At 36.6% G+C, this 22,678-nt stretch carries 12 protein-coding genes; all 12 read left to right on the top strand.

Annotated features, from left to right (window positions below; all coding sequences use genetic code 11):
• Positions 1–119: 119 nt before the first annotated feature.
• The 12 genes from HYN56_RS19695 to HYN56_RS19640 all read left to right on the top strand — a co-directional run bounded on the left by HYN56_RS19695 (position 120) and on the right by HYN56_RS19640 (position 22,549).
• Complete coding sequence (locus tag HYN56_RS19695; RefSeq protein ID WP_109193744.1) at positions 120–3,275, top strand: SusC/RagA family TonB-linked outer membrane protein; 3,156 nt, start codon at positions 120–122, stop codon at positions 3,273–3,275.
• Positions 3,276–3,316: 41 nt separating this feature from the next.
• Positions 3,317–5,419, top strand: coding sequence for a RagB/SusD family nutrient uptake outer membrane protein (locus HYN56_RS19690; RefSeq protein ID WP_109194876.1), 2,103 nt, complete (start codon positions 3,317–3,319; stop codon positions 5,417–5,419).
• A 422-nt stretch (positions 5,420–5,841) separates the two neighbouring features.
• Positions 5,842–8,976 carry a SusC/RagA family TonB-linked outer membrane protein gene (locus HYN56_RS19685; protein WP_109193743.1) on the top strand — a complete coding sequence of 1,045 codons (3,135 nt, stop codon included), beginning with the start codon at positions 5,842–5,844 and terminating at the stop codon, positions 8,974–8,976.
• A 22-nt stretch (positions 8,977–8,998) separates the two neighbouring features.
• Positions 8,999–10,942 carry a RagB/SusD family nutrient uptake outer membrane protein gene (locus HYN56_RS19680; RefSeq protein WP_109194875.1) on the top strand — a complete coding sequence of 648 codons (1,944 nt, stop codon included), beginning with the start codon at positions 8,999–9,001 and terminating at the stop codon, positions 10,940–10,942.
• A gap of 171 nt (positions 10,943–11,113) precedes the next feature.
• The gene (locus HYN56_RS19675) at positions 11,114–12,637 is read left to right on the top strand and encodes a sialate O-acetylesterase (RefSeq protein WP_109193742.1); all 1,524 of its coding nucleotides are present in this window, start codon (positions 11,114–11,116) and stop codon (positions 12,635–12,637) included.
• Positions 12,638–12,826: 189 nt separating this feature from the next.
• Positions 12,827–13,846 carry a family 43 glycosylhydrolase gene (locus HYN56_RS19670; RefSeq protein WP_109193741.1) on the top strand — a complete coding sequence of 340 codons (1,020 nt, stop codon included), beginning with the start codon at positions 12,827–12,829 and terminating at the stop codon, positions 13,844–13,846.
• A 3-nt stretch (positions 13,847–13,849) separates the two neighbouring features.
• The gene (rhaM, locus tag HYN56_RS19665; protein WP_109193740.1) at positions 13,850–14,179 is read left to right on the top strand and encodes an L-rhamnose mutarotase; all 330 of its coding nucleotides are present in this window, start codon (positions 13,850–13,852) and stop codon (positions 14,177–14,179) included.
• Between the two features lie 107 nt (positions 14,180–14,286).
• Positions 14,287–15,621 carry a glycoside hydrolase family 88/105 protein gene (locus HYN56_RS19660; RefSeq protein WP_109193739.1) on the top strand — a complete coding sequence of 445 codons (1,335 nt, stop codon included), beginning with the start codon at positions 14,287–14,289 and terminating at the stop codon, positions 15,619–15,621.
• Positions 15,622–15,736: 115 nt separating this feature from the next.
• Positions 15,737–17,077 carry a hypothetical protein gene (locus HYN56_RS19655; protein WP_109193738.1) on the top strand — a complete coding sequence of 447 codons (1,341 nt, stop codon included), beginning with the start codon at positions 15,737–15,739 and terminating at the stop codon, positions 17,075–17,077.
• A 43-nt stretch (positions 17,078–17,120) separates the two neighbouring features.
• Entirely contained in the window at positions 17,121–18,524 is a 1,404-nt protein-coding gene (locus HYN56_RS19650; RefSeq protein ID WP_109193737.1) for a family 43 glycosylhydrolase, read from the top strand.
• Positions 18,525–18,544: 20 nt separating this feature from the next.
• The gene (locus HYN56_RS19645; RefSeq protein ID WP_109193736.1) at positions 18,545–19,873 is read left to right on the top strand and encodes a rhamnogalacturonidase; all 1,329 of its coding nucleotides are present in this window, start codon (positions 18,545–18,547) and stop codon (positions 19,871–19,873) included.
• Positions 19,874–20,107: 234 nt separating this feature from the next.
• Positions 20,108–22,549 carry a glycosyl hydrolase 115 family protein gene (locus HYN56_RS19640; protein WP_109193735.1) on the top strand — a complete coding sequence of 814 codons (2,442 nt, stop codon included), beginning with the start codon at positions 20,108–20,110 and terminating at the stop codon, positions 22,547–22,549.
• Positions 22,550–22,678: the final 129 nt, after the last annotated feature.

The following is a 22,678-nucleotide window of genomic DNA, read 5'->3' as shown; positions in this document are numbered from 1 at the left end:
AATAAGTGTATTTTATACACTGTAAATTAGGTATATAAGTCAGGATACAACAGGATACGGTGCAAAATGCTTCTGGATAAATTTGGAATAACTGATTAACTAACCAAATTTAACTTTTTATGAAAAACAAATGGAGTCTATTTGCGGTCTTCTGTATGTGTGTATTTATGCATACATTGGGTTACGCACAGAACAAAACGGTCAAAGGTACAATTACCGACGTATCTGGGCTGCCTATTCCGGGAGCCAACGTTATTATCAAAGGAACAAAGCAGGGAACAAGCACTGATTTTGACGGAAAGTATTCAATAAGTGCTTCTGCCGGGCAGGTTTTAGTCTTTTCTTCTACAGGTTCTAAAACCGTTGAACAGACTGTTGGAACTAATTCGGAAATTAATGTAGTGCTTAACGATGAAATAGCTCAACTTAATGAAATTGTTGTTGTTGGGTATGGAACTGTGAAGAAATCTGATGTCACAGGAGCAGTTTCGACTATAAATGCTGAGCAGTTAATGAATCGACCTGTTTCAAATGCGACTGAAGCTTTACAGGGTAAAATTGCCGGGGTTGATATCACAACAAATGAGCGTCCGGGTAGTCTTGGTACCGTTCGTATTCGTGGTACCCGATCTTTAACAGCGAGTAACGATCCTTTGTATGTTGTGGATGGTGTGCCATTAATGTCTGCCTCTGCCATTGAAACTTTAAACCCGAGGGATATCGAATCGATGGATATTCTTAAAGACGCTTCAGCAACTGCTATTTATGGATCTCGTGGCGCAAACGGAGTTATTATTGTAACCACTAAACAAGGAAAAGCGGGAAGATTTACTTTAAACTATGCTGGTACAGTAACTACTTCTGAAATTGTTGATAGATCGCCATCTATGAGTGCGTCTGACTTTATTACTTTCAGACGTTGGGCTGCGTACAATCTTGATCCAACTAAATATGCTAATCCAGCAACCCCTACTTATGATAATGATAAACTAATTTTTGATAGTGCATTAGATGGCCAGACCTCTAGAGATAATGTGCTAAAAGGATGGGCAAGCGGTTCTTGGGATGCTTCAAAGGTAACCAATACAGATTGGACAGATTATGTAACTCAAGGAGGAGTTAGCACAGAGCATGTTATTAGTGCAAGTGGTGGTTCTGAAAAAGTAAATACTTATGGTTCTGTTGGTTATCTGGATAATCAAGGTACTCAAAAAGGGCAGTGGTACAAACGTTATACTGCAAAACTGACTTCAAATATTACTCCGGTAGACTGGTTTAAAATGAATGCTTCATTCAATGTTTCATGGAGTGAGCAAGATTATGGTATGTCAACTTTAAGCGCAAGAAGCGGTACTGCTCCAGATGCTATTTATGGTGCAGCGAAACAAATTTATAATATCGCTGTTCCTTATAATGCAAATGGTAATTTGATTATTAATCCAGGGGGTGAATCAGGAGTTTATACTGTGATGGATGAGTGGAATAAAAGTACACAGCAATCTCAGACCATGCGTATTTTGGCTAATTTTTCTGCTAGTTTAGACTTCGGTAAAATGACAAAATCGTTAGAAGGACTTACTTATAAATTAAACTTCGGACCAGATTACCGTCACTGGAGAGAAGGAGCTTATATTGATGGAACATCATCATTAAAAGTAAATTCAAATGGTAGTGCAGGGGTTAATTATGCACGCCTTCAAAACCGTCGAGATTTATCATGGACTGTGGATAATATTATTAATTATGATCGCACATTTGCTGTGAAACATAAAGTAGGTCTAACATTATTACAAACAGCATCATCTTGGAATATAGAAAACTCTTCAATGAGTGCTAATAATATTCCTAAACCTTCATTTTTATGGAATGCAATGGGATCAGTAGATGCTACAAATGCTGCTAATAATGCTCGTATGAGTTCAGGTCTTACGGAACGTGCTATTAGTTCTTATATGATTCGTACGAATTATGGTTACGATAATCGCTACCTATTGACAGTTTCAGGACGTTGGGATGGGGTTACGCAGTTATCTGAAGGACATAAATGGGACTTTTTTCCTTCTGCGGCGCTAGCATGGCGTATCAACAATGAAAAATTCTTGAAAGATGTTCAGTGGGTTGATAATCTAAAACTTCGTTTAGGTGTTGGTACTTCTGGGAACTCTTCTGTTGATCCTTACGGAACATTAGGAAATATCAGTCAAATATTTCTTCCTTTTAACGGTATGAGCAATGTAATCGGTTTTACTACAAATGAACCTTATTATACCTCTACTCAAACGGGAATGCCTAATAAAAACCTAGGTTGGGAAAAAACGACACAATACAATCTTGGTCTTGATTTTAGTTTCTTAAAAAACAGAATTAGTGGTACTGTTGATGTTTATAAATCAGATACTAAAGATTTATTGTTACAAGTTGATATTCCACCGGTATCAGGTTATCCATACATTGTTTCCAATATTGGACAAACCAAAAATCATGGGGTTGAGGTAACTTTAAATCTTATTCCAGTGCAAACTGCAAGTGGATTTACATGGGAAACTAATTTAAACGGTGCATGGCAAAAAGATCAAATCGTTAGTTTGGCAAATGGTGCGCAAGATATGGTAAGTAACTCATGGTTCATTGGTCAGTCTATTGCTGTTCGTTATGGATATGATAATCAAGGAATCTGGCAGAATACTCCGGAAGATCTTGCGGAGATGGCGAAATGGAATGCTAATGGTTACAAATTTACACCAGGAAATGTAAGACCTAAGGATCAGAATGGTGATTATAAAATGGATGGTACTGATCGTGTAGTTGTAGGCAACAGTAATCCTAACTGGACAATGGGATGGAATAACAACTTTACTTATAAAGGATTTGATTTAGGAATAAATCTTTATGGACGTATGGGGTATACGGCTTCTTTAGGAGGTGAAGCTTTAACCGCTCATGCTAATCAGCGTGAAACAGATTACTGGACTCCGGATAATCCAAATGCTGAATTTCAAAAACCAATTTTAGGCCAGGCAACTTCAGGTTCTGCAGATGCTTTTTCTGGACTTCTTGGTTTCCAAAAGGCGGCATTTGTAAAAATTCGTAATATTTCTTTGGGGTATAATTTATCTAAAGATTTTGCAAATAAAATTGGGCTGGCAAACATGAAGTTTTATGTTCAGGCAGTTAATCCGGGAAGTATTTACCAGTCACTGGATTGGTATGATTTTGACACTAATAGAACGTATTTCAATCGCAGTTTTGTTATGGGCGTTGAAGTTGGGTTTTAATGAATTGTGGCGAATTGAAGTATAACATTAAATGTGAAAAAATGAATAATTTAAAAAATATAGGAATCGGTCTTTTATTAATGACAGGGGTGTTTTTTGCTTCGTGTTCAGAAGACTTTCTAGACGAAGAACAAACAAATGCTTATTCAACAGCTTATTTTGATACACCCGAAGGTCTTCAAGCATTGACAGTGTCACTTTATGGTAATATCCGCTGGCATTTTGGTTTTGAATGGTCTTATGGAAATACATTGTATGGTACAGACGAGTTTACCAATGCAAATGATCTTACCAACGAAATGTGGAATACGTATGACAATAGATTTGGACCAGTAGGGGCATCAACTTCTACAGGAGCAGCTAATGGGAATGCGACGAATCCAAATGCACTTTGGGATGAAATGTACTATGGTATTGCATCTTGTAATACAATCATTGCTAAAGCAGAAACCGTAATCTCAGATTTAAAAATCAGAAATCGCTGCTTAGCGCATGCTTATTTTTTAAGAGGATATAACTATTACAGACTTGTTGCGCAATACGGAGGTGTTGTGTTGCAGACAAAACCTATTGAAGGAGTTGTTCGAAACTATGAGCGTGCTACAGAGGAAAAATGCTGGGAACAGGTAATATCTGATTTCCGTAATGCTTACACTCTTTTTGAAGGTGAAGTTTTTACTTATGGAAAAGGGATTACATGGACAAAAGCAACTGCTGCGCATTTCTTAGCAAAAGCATTATTGTTCCGTTCATCTGAGCGTAATGACGCCTGGAATGCTGCTTATAAAGATACTGATCTAAAAGAAGCAATAGATGCTTGTTCGTATGCCATTACAGCACGTGGACCATTGACGCCTAATTATAGTGACTTATATGCCAACTGGACTGGAATTGACTGTCCGAATGAGCAATTAAGTGAAATCTTGATGGCTGCAGGTCATAATGCAGATGCGGCTACAGTTGGTCGTTTTGGAAACCGTACTTACAGTTATTTTGCCCCTCAGTTTTCAAGTTTTTCTGGAGGATGGGTACGACGTGGTGTTTGGATAGGAAGCATGGATTTTCAGCGTTGCCGTCCAACTGAATATACTTATGGAATTTTTGATCACGTAAATGATGCACGTATGTGGAAAACATTCAGAACTGTTTATGGTGCTAATACTGTAGTTGCTCCTAATCCATCAGGGGTCAAAGTTGGAGATCCAGGTATTGTAATGATCTTGAATACTAAAAATGACAATACCTATAACAATGCTAAATTTGGCTGTAGCGTACAGGCACCAACTTGGACAGACGTCAATGGTCGTCTTCCAGAGTGGAATACTGGAGCGAGACAAACTGCAACTTCGGGAACTTTGGCAGTTAAAAAAGGACAATTTGTACCTAACTCTTCGGTATTATATCAAAATGGAGTTTATGTAGCACCTACATTTAAAAACCAGCCAATTTGTAACTTCTTTGCAGGTATTAATAAAACAGAGTGCGGATCTCGTACAGCTGAAAGAGGTGATTCACATCGTGATGTAATTATGGCACGTCTTGCAGAAACTTATTTAGTGCGTGCTGAATGTTATGCTCGTCTTGGTCAGTATGGAAATGCAATGCAGGATATCAACGTAGTAAGAGTTAGAGCACAATGGAAAGCGGGTGAAAACAGATCTTATTATAATGATGGTTCTCAGGCGTTCAAAGTAAATCCTTTAAATACCGGAACTTCAGCTACAGCCTTTACAGCATCAAATTTAGATATGAATACTTACTATTTGTCTAATCCAACACTTGCGGTTACAACGGCTGCGTCTGATTTAAGATTAACTTCTTTCCCTAATAATTTACCTGCGGAAGATGAAGCGGTTATGGTTAAAGTTGGAGCTTCAACAGATAAAGAACGTGCTATAAACTTTATTCTTAATGAGTCAACTCGTGAGCTTTTAGGAGAATGGCAACGTTGGGAAACTCTTTCTCGTACAGGAATGCTTATTAAACGTGCTAAAGCATTTAATGCTGAGGCTGCACCAAATATTACAGTTAATAAACATGAATTGCGTCCAATTCCTCAATCTTTTATTGATGGATTGTTAAATGATGATGGTTCAAATTTGTCTAGTGCGCAAAAAGCAGCATGGCAGAATCCAGGATATTAGTACGTTTTTGTTTTGTTTTGAAGAAGAAATCGTCTCATTTGAGACGATTTTTTTTTGGATTTTAATGAACTTAAGAAGCAGGTAGTATCATGAAAAGCCAATGGGCATTTTCGAATGCTTTAAAAGGAAGCTTTAGAATATTAAAATCTTAGTTATTTTACCTGTTAATTTATTTGTTGGTAAAAATTTTTTCAAAAAATTACGATAATCTTATAGATTCGGTTGGTATGTTTTATTTTAATGATTTTTTAATGTTTCCTTTTAAAATTAAGGCTTTTGAAGATTTTATTGGTTAAAAAAATCTTAATAAGTGTATTTAATACACTGTAAATTAGGTGTGTAAGTCAGGACACCACAGGACACAGCGATATTAACTTCTGGATAAATTTGAGTAACTAATCATTTAACCAAATTTTACTTTTATGAAAAACAAATTGAATGTGCTGCTAATAGGCATGCTTGTATTATTTCATACAAGCATTTATGCGCAGAGCAAAGTAGTGAAAGGTACTGTAAAAGACGCCGCCGGATTACCAATTCCCGGAGTCAATGTACTCATTAAAGGAAGTCAGAGTGGGGTAAGCACCGATCTGGATGGAAGTTACTCCATTAATGCCGCTTCGGGTGACGTTCTTATTTACAGTTTTATCGGTTTTAAGAAACAGGAAATCCCTGTTGGACAGGCAGCTGTTTACAATGTTGTACTTAAAGAGGATGACAATTCTCTGGAGGAGGTAGTCGTAGTAGGTTACGGTGTTAAAAAGAAAAAAGATCTTACAGGATCAATTGTAAGTGTAAATGCAGAAGAAATTGCATCGCGACCAGTTGTAAATGCAGTTCAGGCCATGCAGGGAAAAGCGGCAGGTGTTGATGTTTCATCCAATGAACGTCCCGGAACTGTCGGTAGTATTACAATTCGCGGAGCTCGTTCTATTTCTGCTTCAAATGCACCTCTTTATGTAGTAGATGGTATTCCTTTAAACTCAAGACTGGTTACAGATTCCTCAACAGGTAAAATTAGTGTCGATGCCAATTCTGGAGGTATAGATTTCTTAAATCCTACAGATATTGAAACTATTGATGTTTTAAAAGATGCCTCAGCAACGGCTATCTATGGTTCTCGTGGTGCAAATGGAGTTATTATCGTAACCACTAAAAAAGGTAAAAACGGAAGATTTACTTTGAATTACGATACTTCATTAATGACGGAAACAATTCATGAAAACGCTCCAATGATGTCTGCAGCTGAGTATATTGAATTTCGTCGTTGGGGTAGATATTATTCTAATCCTTCTGCCTTCCCAAAAGGAGATGCTCCAACTATTGAAAATGACCGATTGATTTTCCTGGCTTCTGCAGATCCTTCCGCGTGGGCAAATGTCGAAAAAGGATGGAGAGATGCCAATGGGAATCTTACAACAACATGGGACGGTTCTAAAGTTGCTACAACAGACTGGAGCAAATTCGTAACCCGAACAGGAAATACGCAGCAACATACTATTGCAGTGAGTGGTGGAACTGAAAAAATGAAAGGTTACGGTTCATTTGGATATCTAAATAATACTGGAACACTGTTTGGACAAAGCTATGTACGATACAGTGGTACAGCAAATGTAGATATTACTCCAACGAAATGGTTTTCCATGGGAGTAAGTCTGAATACCAGTTATGGTATAAACGAATACGGACAGTCTAATGTAGGAAGAACTGCTGTTACAAGTTCGACGGGAATTTATGCTACAGCCCGAACAAATCTTCCTTATGCGGTTCCTTATGATAGTAATGGAAACCGAATTGACAATCCTGGAGGAGATTCCACTATTCGAACTCCTGTTGATGAATATAAATTGTCTCAGGACCAGCGTGTAACACTTCGTGCTTTTGGTAGTTTATATGCGCAGTTTGACTTAGGAGCAATTTCTTCTAAACTAGACGGATTAAAATACCGAATGAATTTTGGTCCGGATCTTACTTCTTACCGCGACGGTGTTTATTTAGATGGTAAATCGGCTATTCGTTCGGGAACAAGTTTTGCTTCGCTTGCAAATGAAAAAACGATCTCTTATACACTGGATAATTTGCTTCTTTATAATAAAACTTTCGGAAATCATAATATTGGAGGAACGTTGTTAATGAGCCAGACAGAATATCATAATGAAAATAGCTCAATGTCTGCTAATGATATTAAAAATCCGGCAAACAAATGGAATGCTTTGAATCCTGCAAACGTTACACTTGCCGGATATTCTTCAGGATTAACAGATACCGGATTATTGTCTTATATGGGAAGGGTAAGTTATGGATATGCAGATAAATATTTGCTTACCGCGTCCGGGCGTTATGATGGAGCATCACAATTGGCAGCAGACAACAGATGGGCCTTTTTTCCTAGTGCATCTGCGGCTTGGGTAATTAATAGAGAAAAATTTCTTGAAAATGTAAGCTGGCTTAACCAATTAAAGCTTAGAGTGGGGTATGGAGTTACTGGTAACGCCGCTGTTCCTGCATATGCAACACAACCACCTTTAATTGGTATTGTGTATCCAACTGGATCTGGTGTAACCAATAATACTTCCTTAGGAAATGTTGATTTAGGCTGGGAAAAAACTGCACAGTTCAACTACGGTATAGATTTCTCCATGTTTAGTAACAGAATTTCCGGAGCTTTGGATTATTTCACAAGCAAAACAACTGATTTATTACTAAAAAGCAGTGTGCCAACAACTACTGGGGTTAAAGATACGTATCGAAATGTTGGAGAGACTGAAGGAGAAGGTGTTGAGCTTACTTTAAATACGATAAACGTTGCGCTTAAAGATTTTGAATGGACAACTAATATCAGTGCTTCTTATCAGCAAAACAAAATCGTATCGCTTCAAAATGGAAAATTTGATGATATCAACAACAACTTGTTTATTGGAAATTCTCAAAATGTAATTTATGGTTTTGAATCAAATGGAATATGGAGACCCGAGGATGCCGATGAAATGGCAAAATTTAATGCCGCTGCAGGTTCAAATATTTTCTCTTTTGGTAATGCGCGACCAGTAGATCAGAATGGTGATTATAAAATTGATGCGAATAACGACCGTGTAATTATTGGTTCCAAAGATCCAAAATACATTGTAGGTATGACAAATACTTTTACTTATAAAAATTTAGACTTTTCAATTTTTGTTTATGGTCGTATGGGATATTTATATGACACTTTGGGAGAAAATGAAGGTGCAAAAGGAAGCCAGAGAAAAATTGATTATTATACAGATAATAATACAGATGCAGAATATCAGAAACCAATTTATTCTGCAGGAACCGGAGATCCTTATTATCCTGTTCTGGGATATAGAAATGGATCATTTTTGAAAATAAGAAACATTTCTCTTGGGTATCGTTTTGATAAAGAATTTGTAGAAAAATTAGGTCTTGCAAAGCTAAGATTATACTGCCAGGCTAATAATTTAGGGATGATTTTTACTAAAGTGAAGTGGACTGATTTGGATACGCAGACAACAGCTTCAAACCGTGGGATGACTTTAGGACTGAATGTCGAATTTTAAAATAATTCAAAAAGACAACATTATGAAAAATTATAAAAATAGATATATTACTGTGATGCTGCTTGCTCTTGCTGCTTTAAGCACTTCATGTAACAAAGATTTTCTTGACGAAGAACTGACTACTGCATATAGTAAAGATTATTATAAAACCGAAGCGGGAATCCAGGCTTTAGCGATAGGAACAAATTATCAGGTTTTGGCTGCCGAATTTGTGGGCGAAGTGCCTCTTGCCGTTTCACAATCGGGAACAGATGAGTTTCATGCCGGAGGAGATCCTTCAAACTGGATTTGGAATTCATACTCATCAGGTTTTAAAGCTTTTGTGACAGTTAATAATGCCAATACAGTTGCAGCAAATACTAATTGGGATAATTTGTATATTGGAATTGGAAATGCTAATCAGTTAATCGAAGCCGCTACTGATATTGTGTCAAGTAATGATGCTATCAAGAAAACAGCCTTGGGAGAAGGCTACTTTTTAAGAGCTTTTAATTATTTAAAATTAGTAAACCAGTATGGAGCAGTTCCTTTAGTTCTTAAAACAAGTACTACGGTTCAGTTAGAATTTACAAGAGCAACACCGCAGGAAGTTTTAACTCAGGTAATTGCCGATTTTACACAAGCCTATAATTTACTTTCAAATGCCGGAGCTCCTGCAAAAATTACGAAAGATGCTGCGGCGCATTATTTAGCAAAAGCTTATTTGTTTCGTGCAAGTGAAATTAATGATGCTTGGAACTCTGCCACTAAAACAGCCGATTTACAACAAGTAGTTACTTTGTCAGATGAGGTTATTTCTCATCATCCGCTGGCACCAAATTTTGATAATTTATGGAATTATACCATTGCAGATGGAGCAAATGAGAAGCTTGGAGAATTAATACTATCGGCACAGTTTAATAACAGCACTCTGACTACAGGCGGTAATCAGCAGCATTTGTATTTTCTTTCTACTTACGATCAGTTGCCGCAGATGAGACGTAATTTAGCAGGAGGAAGGCCGTTTAGCCGTCTGGCACCTACTTATTTTGTATATGATGTTTTTGATCATGTAAACGATTCCCGTTTTTGGAAAAGCTTCCAAACTAAAAGTATTGTAAATAATGCCTCTGGAGCTATTTATAAAAATGGAGATTTAGGAATTATGTATGTGGTAAACAATGCTTCTGATACCCGCTTTGCTAAAACTAAAAATACTGATGCTATCATATATCCTAAAACAGGAAAAACAATTCCGAGCGTTTATGTAGCTTATGCAGCAGATAAGATCGGCTTAATGGCCGATGTGAGATTTCCTTCTTTAAGTAAATATATGGATGGAAACAGAATCGATTTAAGTAATATAAAGGGATCACGTGATATAATATTGGCACGTTCTGCAGAAACGTATCTTATGGCTGCCGAAGCAAAAATTCGTTTAGCAAAAGCAGGAGGAGCTTCATTTGCAGATGCTTTGCCTTATATTAACGCTGTTCGTACCCGCGCGGCTTATAAAACGGGCGAGAATCGTGCTGCGTATGTAGATGGATCTGCAGCGTGGACGACGACAGGACAGGCAGGAATTCCAATTTCTTATATTCCTGAAAATTCATATTATGAATCTAATAATATCGCCGTTACAACAAATGCAACCAGTTTGACGATTTCAAGTATTGCTGCACTGCCAGCTGAAGATATGGCGGTGATTACAAAATTAGGTTACGGATCAGATTACGACAGAATGCTGTGTTTAGTGTTAAATGAAAGAACCAGAGAACTTTGCGGCGAGTTTCACCGCTGGCAGGATCTTAGTAGGACTAAAACTTTGATAGCTAGAGCTAAAGCTTATAATATCGAAGCATCTCCAAATATTCAGGAGTATCATAATCTGCGTCCGATTCCACAGACCTTTTTGGATGGTGTTTATGCAGGTGGCAGGCCTTTAAGTGCTGCAGAAAAAGAAGCAATGCAGAATCCGGGGTATTAATTTTTTTAAGTTTTTAAATATAATAGAACCGCCTCAAAACTGGCGGTTCTTTATGTTTTAAAGATAATCAGAAATATTTATTTGATGCATTCAATAAACAGGGCACTACAGGATACCAATAATGATTTAGTGTCATATCTTTAAAATTTTAGGATTAAAATTGTATAACTAATGATTTATTCGGTAAAAATTTTTGTATTATTTATTTTTTTTGGACTGGGATTAACTTTGACAGCCCAAGTAAAACTACCAGCTTTGGTAGGGGATAATATGGTTTTGCAGCAAAATTCAAAAGTGAATTTATGGGGATGGGCTTCTCCAAATGAAAAAATAAATCTTAAGTTAGGATGGCAGCAGAATGCATTAGAAATTACAACTAATACTGACGGAACATGGAAAACTGTTGTTGAAACGCCTCAAGGAAGCGAAAATTCATATGAAATAACAATTGAAGCTTCAAATAAAATCATTCTTAAAAACATACTGATTGGAGAAGTCTGGGTTTGTTCCGGACAATCAAATATGTATTTTCCTGTTGGAAAGGAAGACGGCACTTGGAAAACCGGCGTCAAAAATTATGAAGAAGAAATTCAAAGCGCCGACTTTCCATCAATCAGATTATTTACCATTCCGACCAAAGCCTCTCAAAAGCCTTTAGATGATGTCAGCGCAAACTGGAAAGAATGTTCGCCTCTGTCAATCAAGACATTTTCTGCCGTGGCTTATTTTTTTGGACGCGATTTGTACCAAAATTTGAAAGTGCCAATAGGATTAATTTCTTCTTCATGGGGAGGAACAAAAGCAGAAGCATGGACTTCGCAAAAGGTTTTGGAAGAAAATCCAGATTTTTTGGGAATATTAGAAAATGATGCCAAAAACGAAAAATTATTTCAGGAGAAACTGGAAAAATATTACGCAGATTTAAAAGCCGAAAGAATTTCAAACAATAACGATTTAACCAAAACGGAGCTTAAAAAACCGAAAAAGGAAGAGAATAAAACTTCTTATGTCTTGTACAATGCGATGTTGCATCCTTTAATCAATTATACTATAAAAGGGGTAATCTGGTATCAGGGAGAAAGTAATGCCGAAAAAGCATTTTTGTACAGAAGTCTTTTTCCAGCTATGATAAAAAACTGGAGAAGCGATTGGAATCAGGGAGATTTTCCATTTTATTTTGTTCAGATCACGCCACACAAAGGTCAGAATCCTGATATAAGAGAAGCACAATTATTGGTTTCAAAATCGGTTCCAAATACAGGAATGGTTGTGACTACAGATGTCGGAGATGAAAACAATATTCATCCTATAGACAAACAAACCGTTGGTTATCGTTTGGCTTTACTGGCAAGATCTAAAACGTATAACGAAAAGAATCTAGTGTATTCTGGACCAGCTTATAATCATATGAAAATCAAAAAGAAGAAGATTCAATTGTTTTTTGATGAAGTACAAAACGGATTTAAAAAGACAGCTGATTTAAAAGAATTTGAAATTGCAGGAAGTGACCAGGTTTTTTATCCTGCCGATGCAAAAATTGAGGGTAAAACAATTATCGTTTCTTCAACACAAGTAAAAAATCCGGAAGCGGTGCGTTTTGCGTGGAAAGCCGTTCCGAATCCAAATTTATTTAATACAGAAAATCTTCCAGCATCGCCTTTTAGGACCGATGATTGGGTAAATATTAAAAATTAAATGTTTGTAGAGTTTGTTTAAAAGTAAGTCTAGTTTGTCATTTCGAGGAACGAGACTCGAGCGATAGCGAATAGGCGGAGCAAATCACACTAGAAACTCGACACAGTATGTCGCCAATCTTTATCGAATCCCGAGTGTGATTCCTCGTTCCTCGGAATGACAAAATTGAGCAAAAAATAACAAAACCAAATGAAAAATAAACTAAAAAATCTTTTTCTAAATCTTGCAACTGTGTTGTTCACTTTGACAATGATAGCTCAAAAAGAAAATAAAGAAGATCAAAAACATACAGCTCCAAAGCCATTGTATCGTGATCCTGTTTATGACGGTGCTGCCGATCCTACGATTATCTGGAATAAAAAAGAAAAGCTGTGGTTTATGTTTTATACCAACAGAAGAGCAAATGATGCTACAGCCAAAGGAATAACATGGGTGCATGGAACTAAAATAGGAATTGCAGTTTCAAAAGACGGTGCAAAGTGGACCTATAAAGACACTTGTAACATCAATTATAAACTTAAAGATATAACGTACTGGGCTCCAGATGTAATTGAATACAAAAATAAATACCATATGTATTTAACGATTGTTCCAGGAATATTTAATGACTGGTATCATCCGCGTTCGATAATTCATCTTACCAGCAGCAATTTGATGGATTGGAAGTTTGAATCGGAACTAAAATTGGCTTCTGACCGATGTATTGATGCTTCAGTTTTTAGATTGCCAAATGGAACTTGGAGAATGTTTTACAATAATGAAAATGATGGAAAATCAATTTATTATGCAGACAGTAATGATTTGTATAATTGGAAAGACAGCGTTACAAAAATTATAAAAGACCGTGGCGAAGGCCCAAAAGTTTTTGTTTGGAAAGGGAAAAACTGGATGATTTCTGATTCATGGAGAGGACTGAATGTGTATTCCTCAGAAGATTTTCTAAACTGGAATCGGCAGGAAAAAAATATACTGCAGCTTCCCGGAACTGGTCAGGATGATAAAGTAATTGGAGGACATGCAGATGTTGTGGTAAATGATGGAAAAGCGTATGTTTTTTATTTCACTCATCCAGGGAGGACTCCAGAAAACAAAGGAGTTGACAACTATGAAACCAAAAGAAGCTCTATACAGGTTGCAGAACTTGAATATCATAACGGAGAAATCAGCTGTAATCGTGACAAATCAGTTCAAATCAATTTAAAACATTAGAAAATGGAAAATAAAAGTACCATTCGGAATGCTTTCAAAATGAAATTAAAACCGGGTTTTGAAGCAGAATATAAAAAAAGACATGACGAAATCTGGCCAGAGTTACAGGCTTTATTGTCTGAAACCGGCATACAGGATTACAGTATTTTTTTAGATGAAGAAACACTGATTTTATTTGCAGTTCAAAAAATTAGTCCCAATTTTGATGAAAAGCATCTGCCGAACCATCCATTAGTAAAAAAATGGTGGGCTTTTATGGCGGATATAATGGATACCAATCCCGATAATTCTCCGATTGCCATTTCGTTAAAAGAAGTTTTTCATTTAGATTAAAAAATAATTTTATAACTTCTTCGCTTTCAATGACAATAGACCACTTTGGGAAACCAAAATTGTTATTGCAGTGCTAAATAGAATCTTATTAACCAAAAATACTAACTATGAACTATTCACCAGTAAAAATTATAGCTTTGGCCACATTTGGAATTTTTGCTTCCGCGAATGCACAGACAAATGATGTAACCACACCTTTGCATGCCATGCAGCCGGATTATGTAACGCCTTATGTTGTTCCGGAAAAAAATAATATTGAGGCCGTTTTAAATCGGGTATATAATTTCCTTGAAGAAAATACCGCTTCAAAAGTTCTCAATGCAAGTGATAATTCAGAAGTAAAAGATTTCAAAAAAGCAAAAGGAAAACTTGTTTTTTCTCCAGGCTCTTTCAGGCTTACAAGTTACGAATGGGGTGTTACTTATGCCGGAATGCTTTTGGCGACTGAAGCAACAGGAAAAAAAGAATATGCAGATTATGCCAATAAGAGAATTAAATTAATAGCGGATCTTGCTGAAAATTTTAAAAGCGAAAATATACAAGATTCACCAATTCGTACTGTTTTAAAACCACATGCTTTAGACGATGCCGGAGCACTTTGTGCTGCTTTCATCAAAGCTAAAAAAGGAGGATTAAATGCCAATGTTGATCCTGTTATCAATAACTTTATTAAATATATAAGCGAAAAAGAATATCGTTTAAAAGATGGAACACTAGCGAGAAACAGACCGCAAAATAATACACTTTGGCTGGATGATATGTTCATGAGTGTTCCGGCTTTAGCACAAATGGGGAATTACACTGGAGATAAAAAATATTTTGATGATGCTGTAAAACAAGTCAACCAGTTTTCAGAAAGAATGTTCAACAGTCAAAAAGGAATTTATATGCACGGCTGGGTAGAGTCAATGCAGACACACCCCGAGTTTCATTGGGCAAGAGCAAATGGTTGGGCAGTGATGACTATGGTAGAATTATTGGAAGTGCTCCCAAAAAATCATCCGGGATATCCTCAGGTTCTGGCGCAGCTTCAAAAACATATCGCTGGGCTTATGCAATATCAAGACGGAACAGGTTTTTGGCATCAATTGCTGGATCGAAACGATTCTTATCTTGAAACTTCGGCAACTGCCATTTATACCTATTCTATTGCAAGAGCAATCAACCGAGGATATGTGGATAAATTGGCTTATGCACCTGCAGTTTTATTGGCTTGGAATGCAGTAGCTTCCAAAGTAAATGAAAAGGGTCAGGTAGAAGGAACCTGCGTAGGAACCGGAATGGCATTTGACCCTGCTTTTTACTATTACCGTCCTATAAACTTATTTGCAGCCCACGGTTACGGACCGGTTTTATTGGCTGGAGCTGAAATAATCACACTTTTAAAAAATAATCAATTTGAAATGAATGACAGTTCTATTCAGTTGAAAATTAAAGGATAATAGGTTTCGAGTTATGGGTTAAGGGTTATGCGATATGTGTTTCACAGTTTATCGTTCTGATTTTTAAGACATAACTATAGTTTCAATTAGTAGAAAGTTAATCAAAAGCAAACGGATGAAATTCAAATCAATCTCAATTATATTGTTACTTTTTTTTTCGGCGACATTTTTTGGTCAGATAGGAAGACGTTTTCCATCTGAGAAAAAGATAATTAAAGATCCTGTTACGGGTGTTGATTTGATTTTTTTAACTACGAAATCGGCAGGTGATTCCAAAACCTATCCGACTCATCCACAATGGACAGCAGACGGCGAGTGGCTTATTTTTAGAACCAAAAGAGCCAATGGCGATGCAGTTGCGGTAAATGAAAAATCAGGCGTGATGGTCCAGGTTACAGAAGGCGGTTACAGCGGTACTTTGTGTATGGCGCAAAAATCGATGAAATTGTATTATATGCGCAAAGGCGAAGAAAATACGATGCAGATTATAGAAGTAAATCTGGAAAACGTTTTTAAGGATAGCCAAGTTGGAAAAATGAAAGCTGTTGAAGCATATGAACGTATTTGCGCGATAACACCTTCAGAAATGGGAGCATCAGGAGATATGGCTTTGGATGCCAACGAAGATCGTGTGTATTTTAGAATTGGGAGAGAAGAAGCTGCAAAACATTTAGATCCGAATGTTAAAATTGAAAAAAACTATGGCCCTAGAAATATGGGAGCAGGCCCTGGAGGTATTGGCAGTATGAATATAAAAACTGGAGAGTTGAAACATGTAGTTTCGGTGCCGTTTCAGGTAGGGCATATTCAATCGAATATCTGGAATCCGGGAGAACTTGTTTTCTGCTGGGAAACGGGCGGTAAATCGCCTCAGCGCACTTGGACGGTTATGGCAGATGGAACGGGCCTAAGACCATTGTATCCTGAATCAGATTATGAATGGGTAACACATGAAGCGGTAATTTCTAAAGATGAGGTGGCAATGGCCATTATGGGACACCGAAAAATTGATATTCAAAAAGAAACTCCAGTTGAAGTTACTGAAAGTTCGGAAATCAGAAATCCCGAGAATCCAGGGCAAGAAAGCAATTGGGGAAATTCGGGAACTCGAGAAAAACCAACGGGTCTAGCGATTGTAAATTTAAGAACCCGCGAAATGATTATTGCCGGACAGACCAAAAGCGGCAGCGGATTATGGCACGTACACGGTTCTGCTGACGGAAGATGGGCTGTTGGAGATGATTTCTCCAGAAGTTTATATCTGATTGATCGTAAAACCAATGAAATGATAATGCTGACGACAGGACATAAACAAACCGCAGCAGATCATGTTCACCCGACTTTTAACAGGGATGGAACTAAAATTCAAATTCAGTCGGCAATGCTTTCTGAGGATAACAGAACTTTGAATATCTGCATTGTAAATGTGCCAAAAGACTGGTTGAAAAGAAAATAGCTTTATTAAAATCCCAAATCCAATTAAAACAAAAATATAAACAATGAAAAAAGCAGTATTCTGGATTGTTTTCTTTACTAATATCATGATCTCTTCTGCTCAGAAATCGGGTGGAATGGATGCTGTTTATTCTGGAATACCATGGTTTGATCAAAATGGGAATATTGTTAGTGCACACGGAGCTTGTATTGTAAAAGAAAAAGAGACGTTTTATCTTTTTGGAGAAGCTCATTCTGATGACAGTAATGCATTTGCAGGATTTAATTGTTATTCGTCCAGATATCTTTATAATTGGAAGTTTGAAAGCGTGGCTTTGCCGGTGCAAAAAGAAGGAAAATTAGGTCCCAATCGTGTCGGAGAAAGAGTAAAAGTGATGAAATGCCCGAAAACAGCTGAGTATGTAATGTATATGCATGCCGATTCTTTAACCTATAAAGATCAGTTTGTAGGTTACGCAGTTTCAAAAAATATCGAAGGACCGTATACATTTAAAGGACCACTTTTGTTTGAAGGAAAACCGATCAAAAAATGGGATATGGGAACTTTTCAAGACGATGACGGTTTAGGATATATCCTAATTCATGGAGGCGAAATCTACAAATTGAGTGATGATTATAAGTCGGTTACAGAAAAAGTAAACGAAAGTATGACAACAGGTTTTGAATCGCCAACCATGCTTAAAAAAGATAAGTTGTATTATTTTATTGGCTCGCATCTAACCAGCTGGGAACGAAATGACAATTATTATTACACTTCAAATTCAATTAAAGGTCCATGGGAATCGCGTGGTTTAATTGCTCCCGAAGGAACATTGACATGGAATTCCCAGTCGACATTTGTTTTGCCTGTTAAGGGAACAAAAACAACAAGTTATATATTTATGGGAGATCGTTGGTCTTTTCCAAAACAAGCCTCTTCGGCAACTTATGTCTGGCAGCCGCTTACTATTTCCGGAACTTCTTTAAAAATTCCAGAGTATCAGGAAAGCTGGCAGATTGATTTACAGACTGGAATTGTGTCTGTACCAAAAAATGCAGACAAAATCTTAAAAAACACAGATTCAAAAATTAAATATTCTGGCAATTGGAATCATGTTGTAAAAGAGAATAGGATGTCAGAAAGCAAATCAGATGATAAAAATGCTTCATTTTCTGTACAATTTAAAGGACAACAGATTGGTTTTTCGAGTTTGGTTGGCAGTGAAAACGGTTATGCTAAAGTTGTTATTACAGATGAAAAAGGAAAAAACGTTAATAGCGCAATTGTCGATATGTACAGTAAAAGTGCAATGGAAACAACAGTTTATAAATCTCCAGTCTTAAAAAAAGATACTTATATGTTGACAGTTTATGGAACTGGAGAAAGGCCAAATTGGTCAGACAAAAGAAAATCAAATTACGGCAGTACAGGAAATTATATTTCTATAACCCAGATTGCCATTAGATAATAAAACAAAAATAAGGTACAATGAAAAAGTTTTTCACTTTAGTTTTTTGCATTTTAGGAATGGTTCAAAATGCATCTTCACAAAAATACAGCAATGATAAATTTCCCGATGGAAGTGAAATCACGCCATGGTTTAAAGATTATACCAAACTGGAGCTTAAAAGTCTAGGTAAACAATATAAAATTACAGACCATGGAGTGGGAACTGATAGCACTAAAATACAAACAGCTGCCATTCAGAAGGTAATTGACAAAGCAGCCACAAACGGTGGTGGCGTAATTGTAATTCCAAAAGGTGTTTTCCTGAGCGGGGCTTTGTTTTTTAAACCTAAAACTAAGTTGTATGTTAGCGAAGGCGGTGTCTTGAAAGGTTCTGATAATATAGCTGATTTTCCTATTATGGCTTCCAGAATGGAAGGACAGAATTTAGATTATTTCCCGGCTGTAGTCAATGCTTACGGAGTAGATAATTTTTCAATTTCAGGAAAAGGAACGATTAACGGAAATGGGAAAAAATACTGGGATGCTTTTTGGGCGCGTCGTAAAGAAAATCCAAAATGCACCAATCTGGAAGTTTCGAGACCTAGATTAGTATTTGTGTGGAATTCAAATAATGTGCAGTTTCAGGATGTAAAATTGATTAATTCCGGTTTTTGGACGAATCATTTTTACAAATGCAATAATGTTAAACTGCTCGATTTGTATATTTTTTCTCCTCACGTTAAAGATAAAGCGCCAAGTACCGATGCTATTGATGTCGATATCTGCACCAATGTTTTGGTTAAAGGCTGTTATATGTCGGTTAATGATGATGCTGTTGCGCTTAAAGGTGGAAAAGGGCCTTATGCAGACCAGGATCCAAACAATGGAGCAAACAAGAATATTATTATTGAAGACTGTAATTTCGGTTTCTGCCATTCCGCTTTGACCAACGGAAGCGAGGCAATACACAATAGAAATATAATTATGCGCAATTGTAAAATTGACGGCGCTTCAAGATTATTGTGGCTGAAAATGAGACCTGACACACCGCAACGTTACGAATATATCAGAGTTGAAGATGTTAAAGGAGAAGCCAAAACAGGATTAGCTGTTTTTGCCTGGAAACAATTCTTTGATTTGAAAGGACGCCCAGATATTCCGCTTTCCTACGGCGATAATGTGACTATGAAAAACATCGAATTGAAATGCGATACTTTTTATGGAGTAGAAAACGACCCGAATGTTCGCTTGTCTAATTTCATTTTCGAAAACCTAAATATAGAATCAGTAAAAACAAATATTGACAAGAGTTTGATAAATGGTGTGACGTTTAAGAATGTTTATGTGAACAAGCAACATGTGAATTAAAGTTCTAAGATGCTAAGCCTCTAAGATACTAAGGTTTTGAATTGAAGAAATCCAAAGTGTGAAAGAGATAACGTTTGATTTTACAAAATTTAAACCTAAACCTTTAAAATTAAATTGAATTGCCTCCAGCTTTAGCTGGAGGTACTGAATATGCTAGAATGGCTTTAGCCAAATAATGAGTTTTCCAAAAAATAACTTTGTGCCATTGTGCCTTTGTGGCAAAAGAAAATAAAAATGAAGAAAATACTAACATTAATTTTCGCAATAACTGCTTTAAATTGCTTTGGTCAGAATAAAGAATCAGTGCAGTTTTTAATTGCAGATTCCAATCATGCAGTAAACATTTTCATTGACAAAAACACGGATTCACTAATTGTTTGGGCTGTAAACGAACTAGCAGACGATATTAAGAAAATAACAGGAAAACGTCCTGAAATTGTTACTACAAATAAGGTTTCAAAAAAGGGAATTTATGTTGGTCAGATTTCTTCAAAATTATTTCAATCCAAAAACTATCAGAAAGAATTAGCGAATCAATGGGAAAAATTTTCAATTAAAAAAGAAAAAGATAATCTTCTTATTGTTGGTTCAGATGTTAGAGGAACTGTTTATGCAGTTTTTGAAATTGCCGAACGTATCGGAATTTCTCCGTGGAAATGGTGGGCAGATGTTCATCCGTTAAAAAAAGAAAATCTTTCGTTGTATCTTCCATCAAAAGGAATTGTTGAAGCTCCATCTGTGCAGTATCGAGGTATTTTTCTAAATGACGAAGACTGGGGATTACAGCCTTGGGCAGCCAAAACTTTTGAGCCGGAAACAGGAGATATCGGCCCTAAAACCTATGAGAAAATTTTTCAGTTACTCCTGCGTCTAAAAGCGAATACAATTTGGCCCGCCATGCATCCCTCTACAAGAGGTTTTTTTACCCTTTCGGGGAATAAGGAAATGGCACAGCAATATCGAATTGTGATTGGTTCTTCTCATGCCGAGCCGATGCTGAGAAACAATGTTGACGAATGGAAACCGAAGATTTACGGCGATTACAACTATTTTACGAATAAATCTCAGGTCGATAAATATTGGCAGGAGCGATTGGATGAATTAAAATCGGCTAACAATGAAACAATTATGACCTTAGGAATGCGCGGTGTTCACGACAGTAAAATGGAAGGCGCAAAAGATTTAAAGGAATCGATTGCAATGGTAGAAAAGATTATTCTAAACCAGCGTGAGATGCTTTCAAACACTTTTAAAAAACCGCTTTCAGCCATTCCACAGGCTTTTGTTCCGTATAAGGAAGTACTGGAATTATATGATAACGGACTCAAAGTTCCAGACGATATAACGCTTGTTTGGCCTGATGATAATTACGGTTACATTCGTCGTTTGAGCAGTCTCGAAGAGCAAAAGCGAACAGGAGGAAGCGGTGTGTATTACCACATTAGTTATTGGGGACGTCCTCATGATTATCTTTGGCTGAGCACTACACAGCCGGGTTTGATTTGGTATGAAATGACAAAAGCCTATCAAAATGGTGCAAAAAAAATGTGGATTGTCAATGTAGGTGATATCAAACCAGCAGAATACGATACCGAATTTTTTCTGGATTTGGCATGGAATATCAATAGCATCAAGTCTGATGGAATTGATGAATATCTGAAAAACTGGATGGCAAGAGAATTTTCTGCTGCAGTAAGTCAAGAGTCGGCATTAATTATCAAAGAATATTACCGTTTGGCAATGCTCAGAAAGCCTGAATATATGGGATGGAGCCAGACGGAGCCAACAACTCCTGTTAAATTTTCTGATTTTTCTGAAGAAGAATCCTTAAACCGAATAAAAGCTTATGAAAATCTAGTCCAAAAAATAGACGAACTGGAAAAGCTTATTCCTGAGGAAAGAAAAGACGCGTGGTTTCAATTGATGGTTTATCCTGTTAAAGGTGCTGCTTATATGAATTACAAATTTTTGTACTGGAATTTAGCAGCTACAGTTTCAGATGTAACTCAAAAAGAAAAGTATAATGCTTTAGCAGCTCAGGCTTTTGAGAAAATTCAGGAATTGACCAGTTTTTATAATGAAAAAGTAAGCAATGGCAAATGGAATCATATGATGTCAATGCAACCACGAAAACTGCCCGTTTTTGAAACAGTTAAAAAGAGTGAAAATTCTAAAGAAAAGTCAGTAAAAACAACAGATAGAATTCACATTCAGGCAAATCAATTTACTTCTAAAAATGACACAGAAAATTATCAATGGAAAACAATTGAAGGTTTAGGATATAATGATAATGCCGTGACTTTGTTTCCGTTTACGCAGCGTTATTTTAAAAAGGAAAAACCGTCTGTTTCTTATGAATTTGAAATTCGAAAATCAGGAGAATATGAGATTGAAGTGCGACTGCTTCCAACACATTCCAATAATTTTGACCATGAAATCGGAATCAAGATAGACGGAAATAATACAGAATACTTTAAGATAAACACCAAAGACCGTGATAAAACCTGGAAAGAAAATGTGCTTAGAAACAGTGCAGTAGTAAAAATCCCAGCATCAAATCTTTCAAAAGGAAAACATATTGTTAAGATTGAAGTCAATCAAACCGGAATTGTACTCGACCAATTAGCAGTTTACTTAGCTGCCGAAGGAGGAACTTATGAAATTCCGCTGAAATAAAAATTTAGGGGCTTCAAAACTAGTTCAAACTAAAAGTTTAGTCTTTACATTTAGTTAAAAAAATAGCCACAAATTCCACAAATTAATTTGTGGAAATTTGTGGCTAAAAATAAGTTTTCAACCTTAAGG

The organism is Flavobacterium crocinum, assembly GCF_003122385.1.
GTDB lineage: Bacteria > Bacteroidota > Bacteroidia > Flavobacteriales > Flavobacteriaceae > Flavobacterium > Flavobacterium crocinum.
Note: the sequence above shows the minus strand (reverse complement) of the source record. Positions and strands in the feature narration are given on the sequence as shown.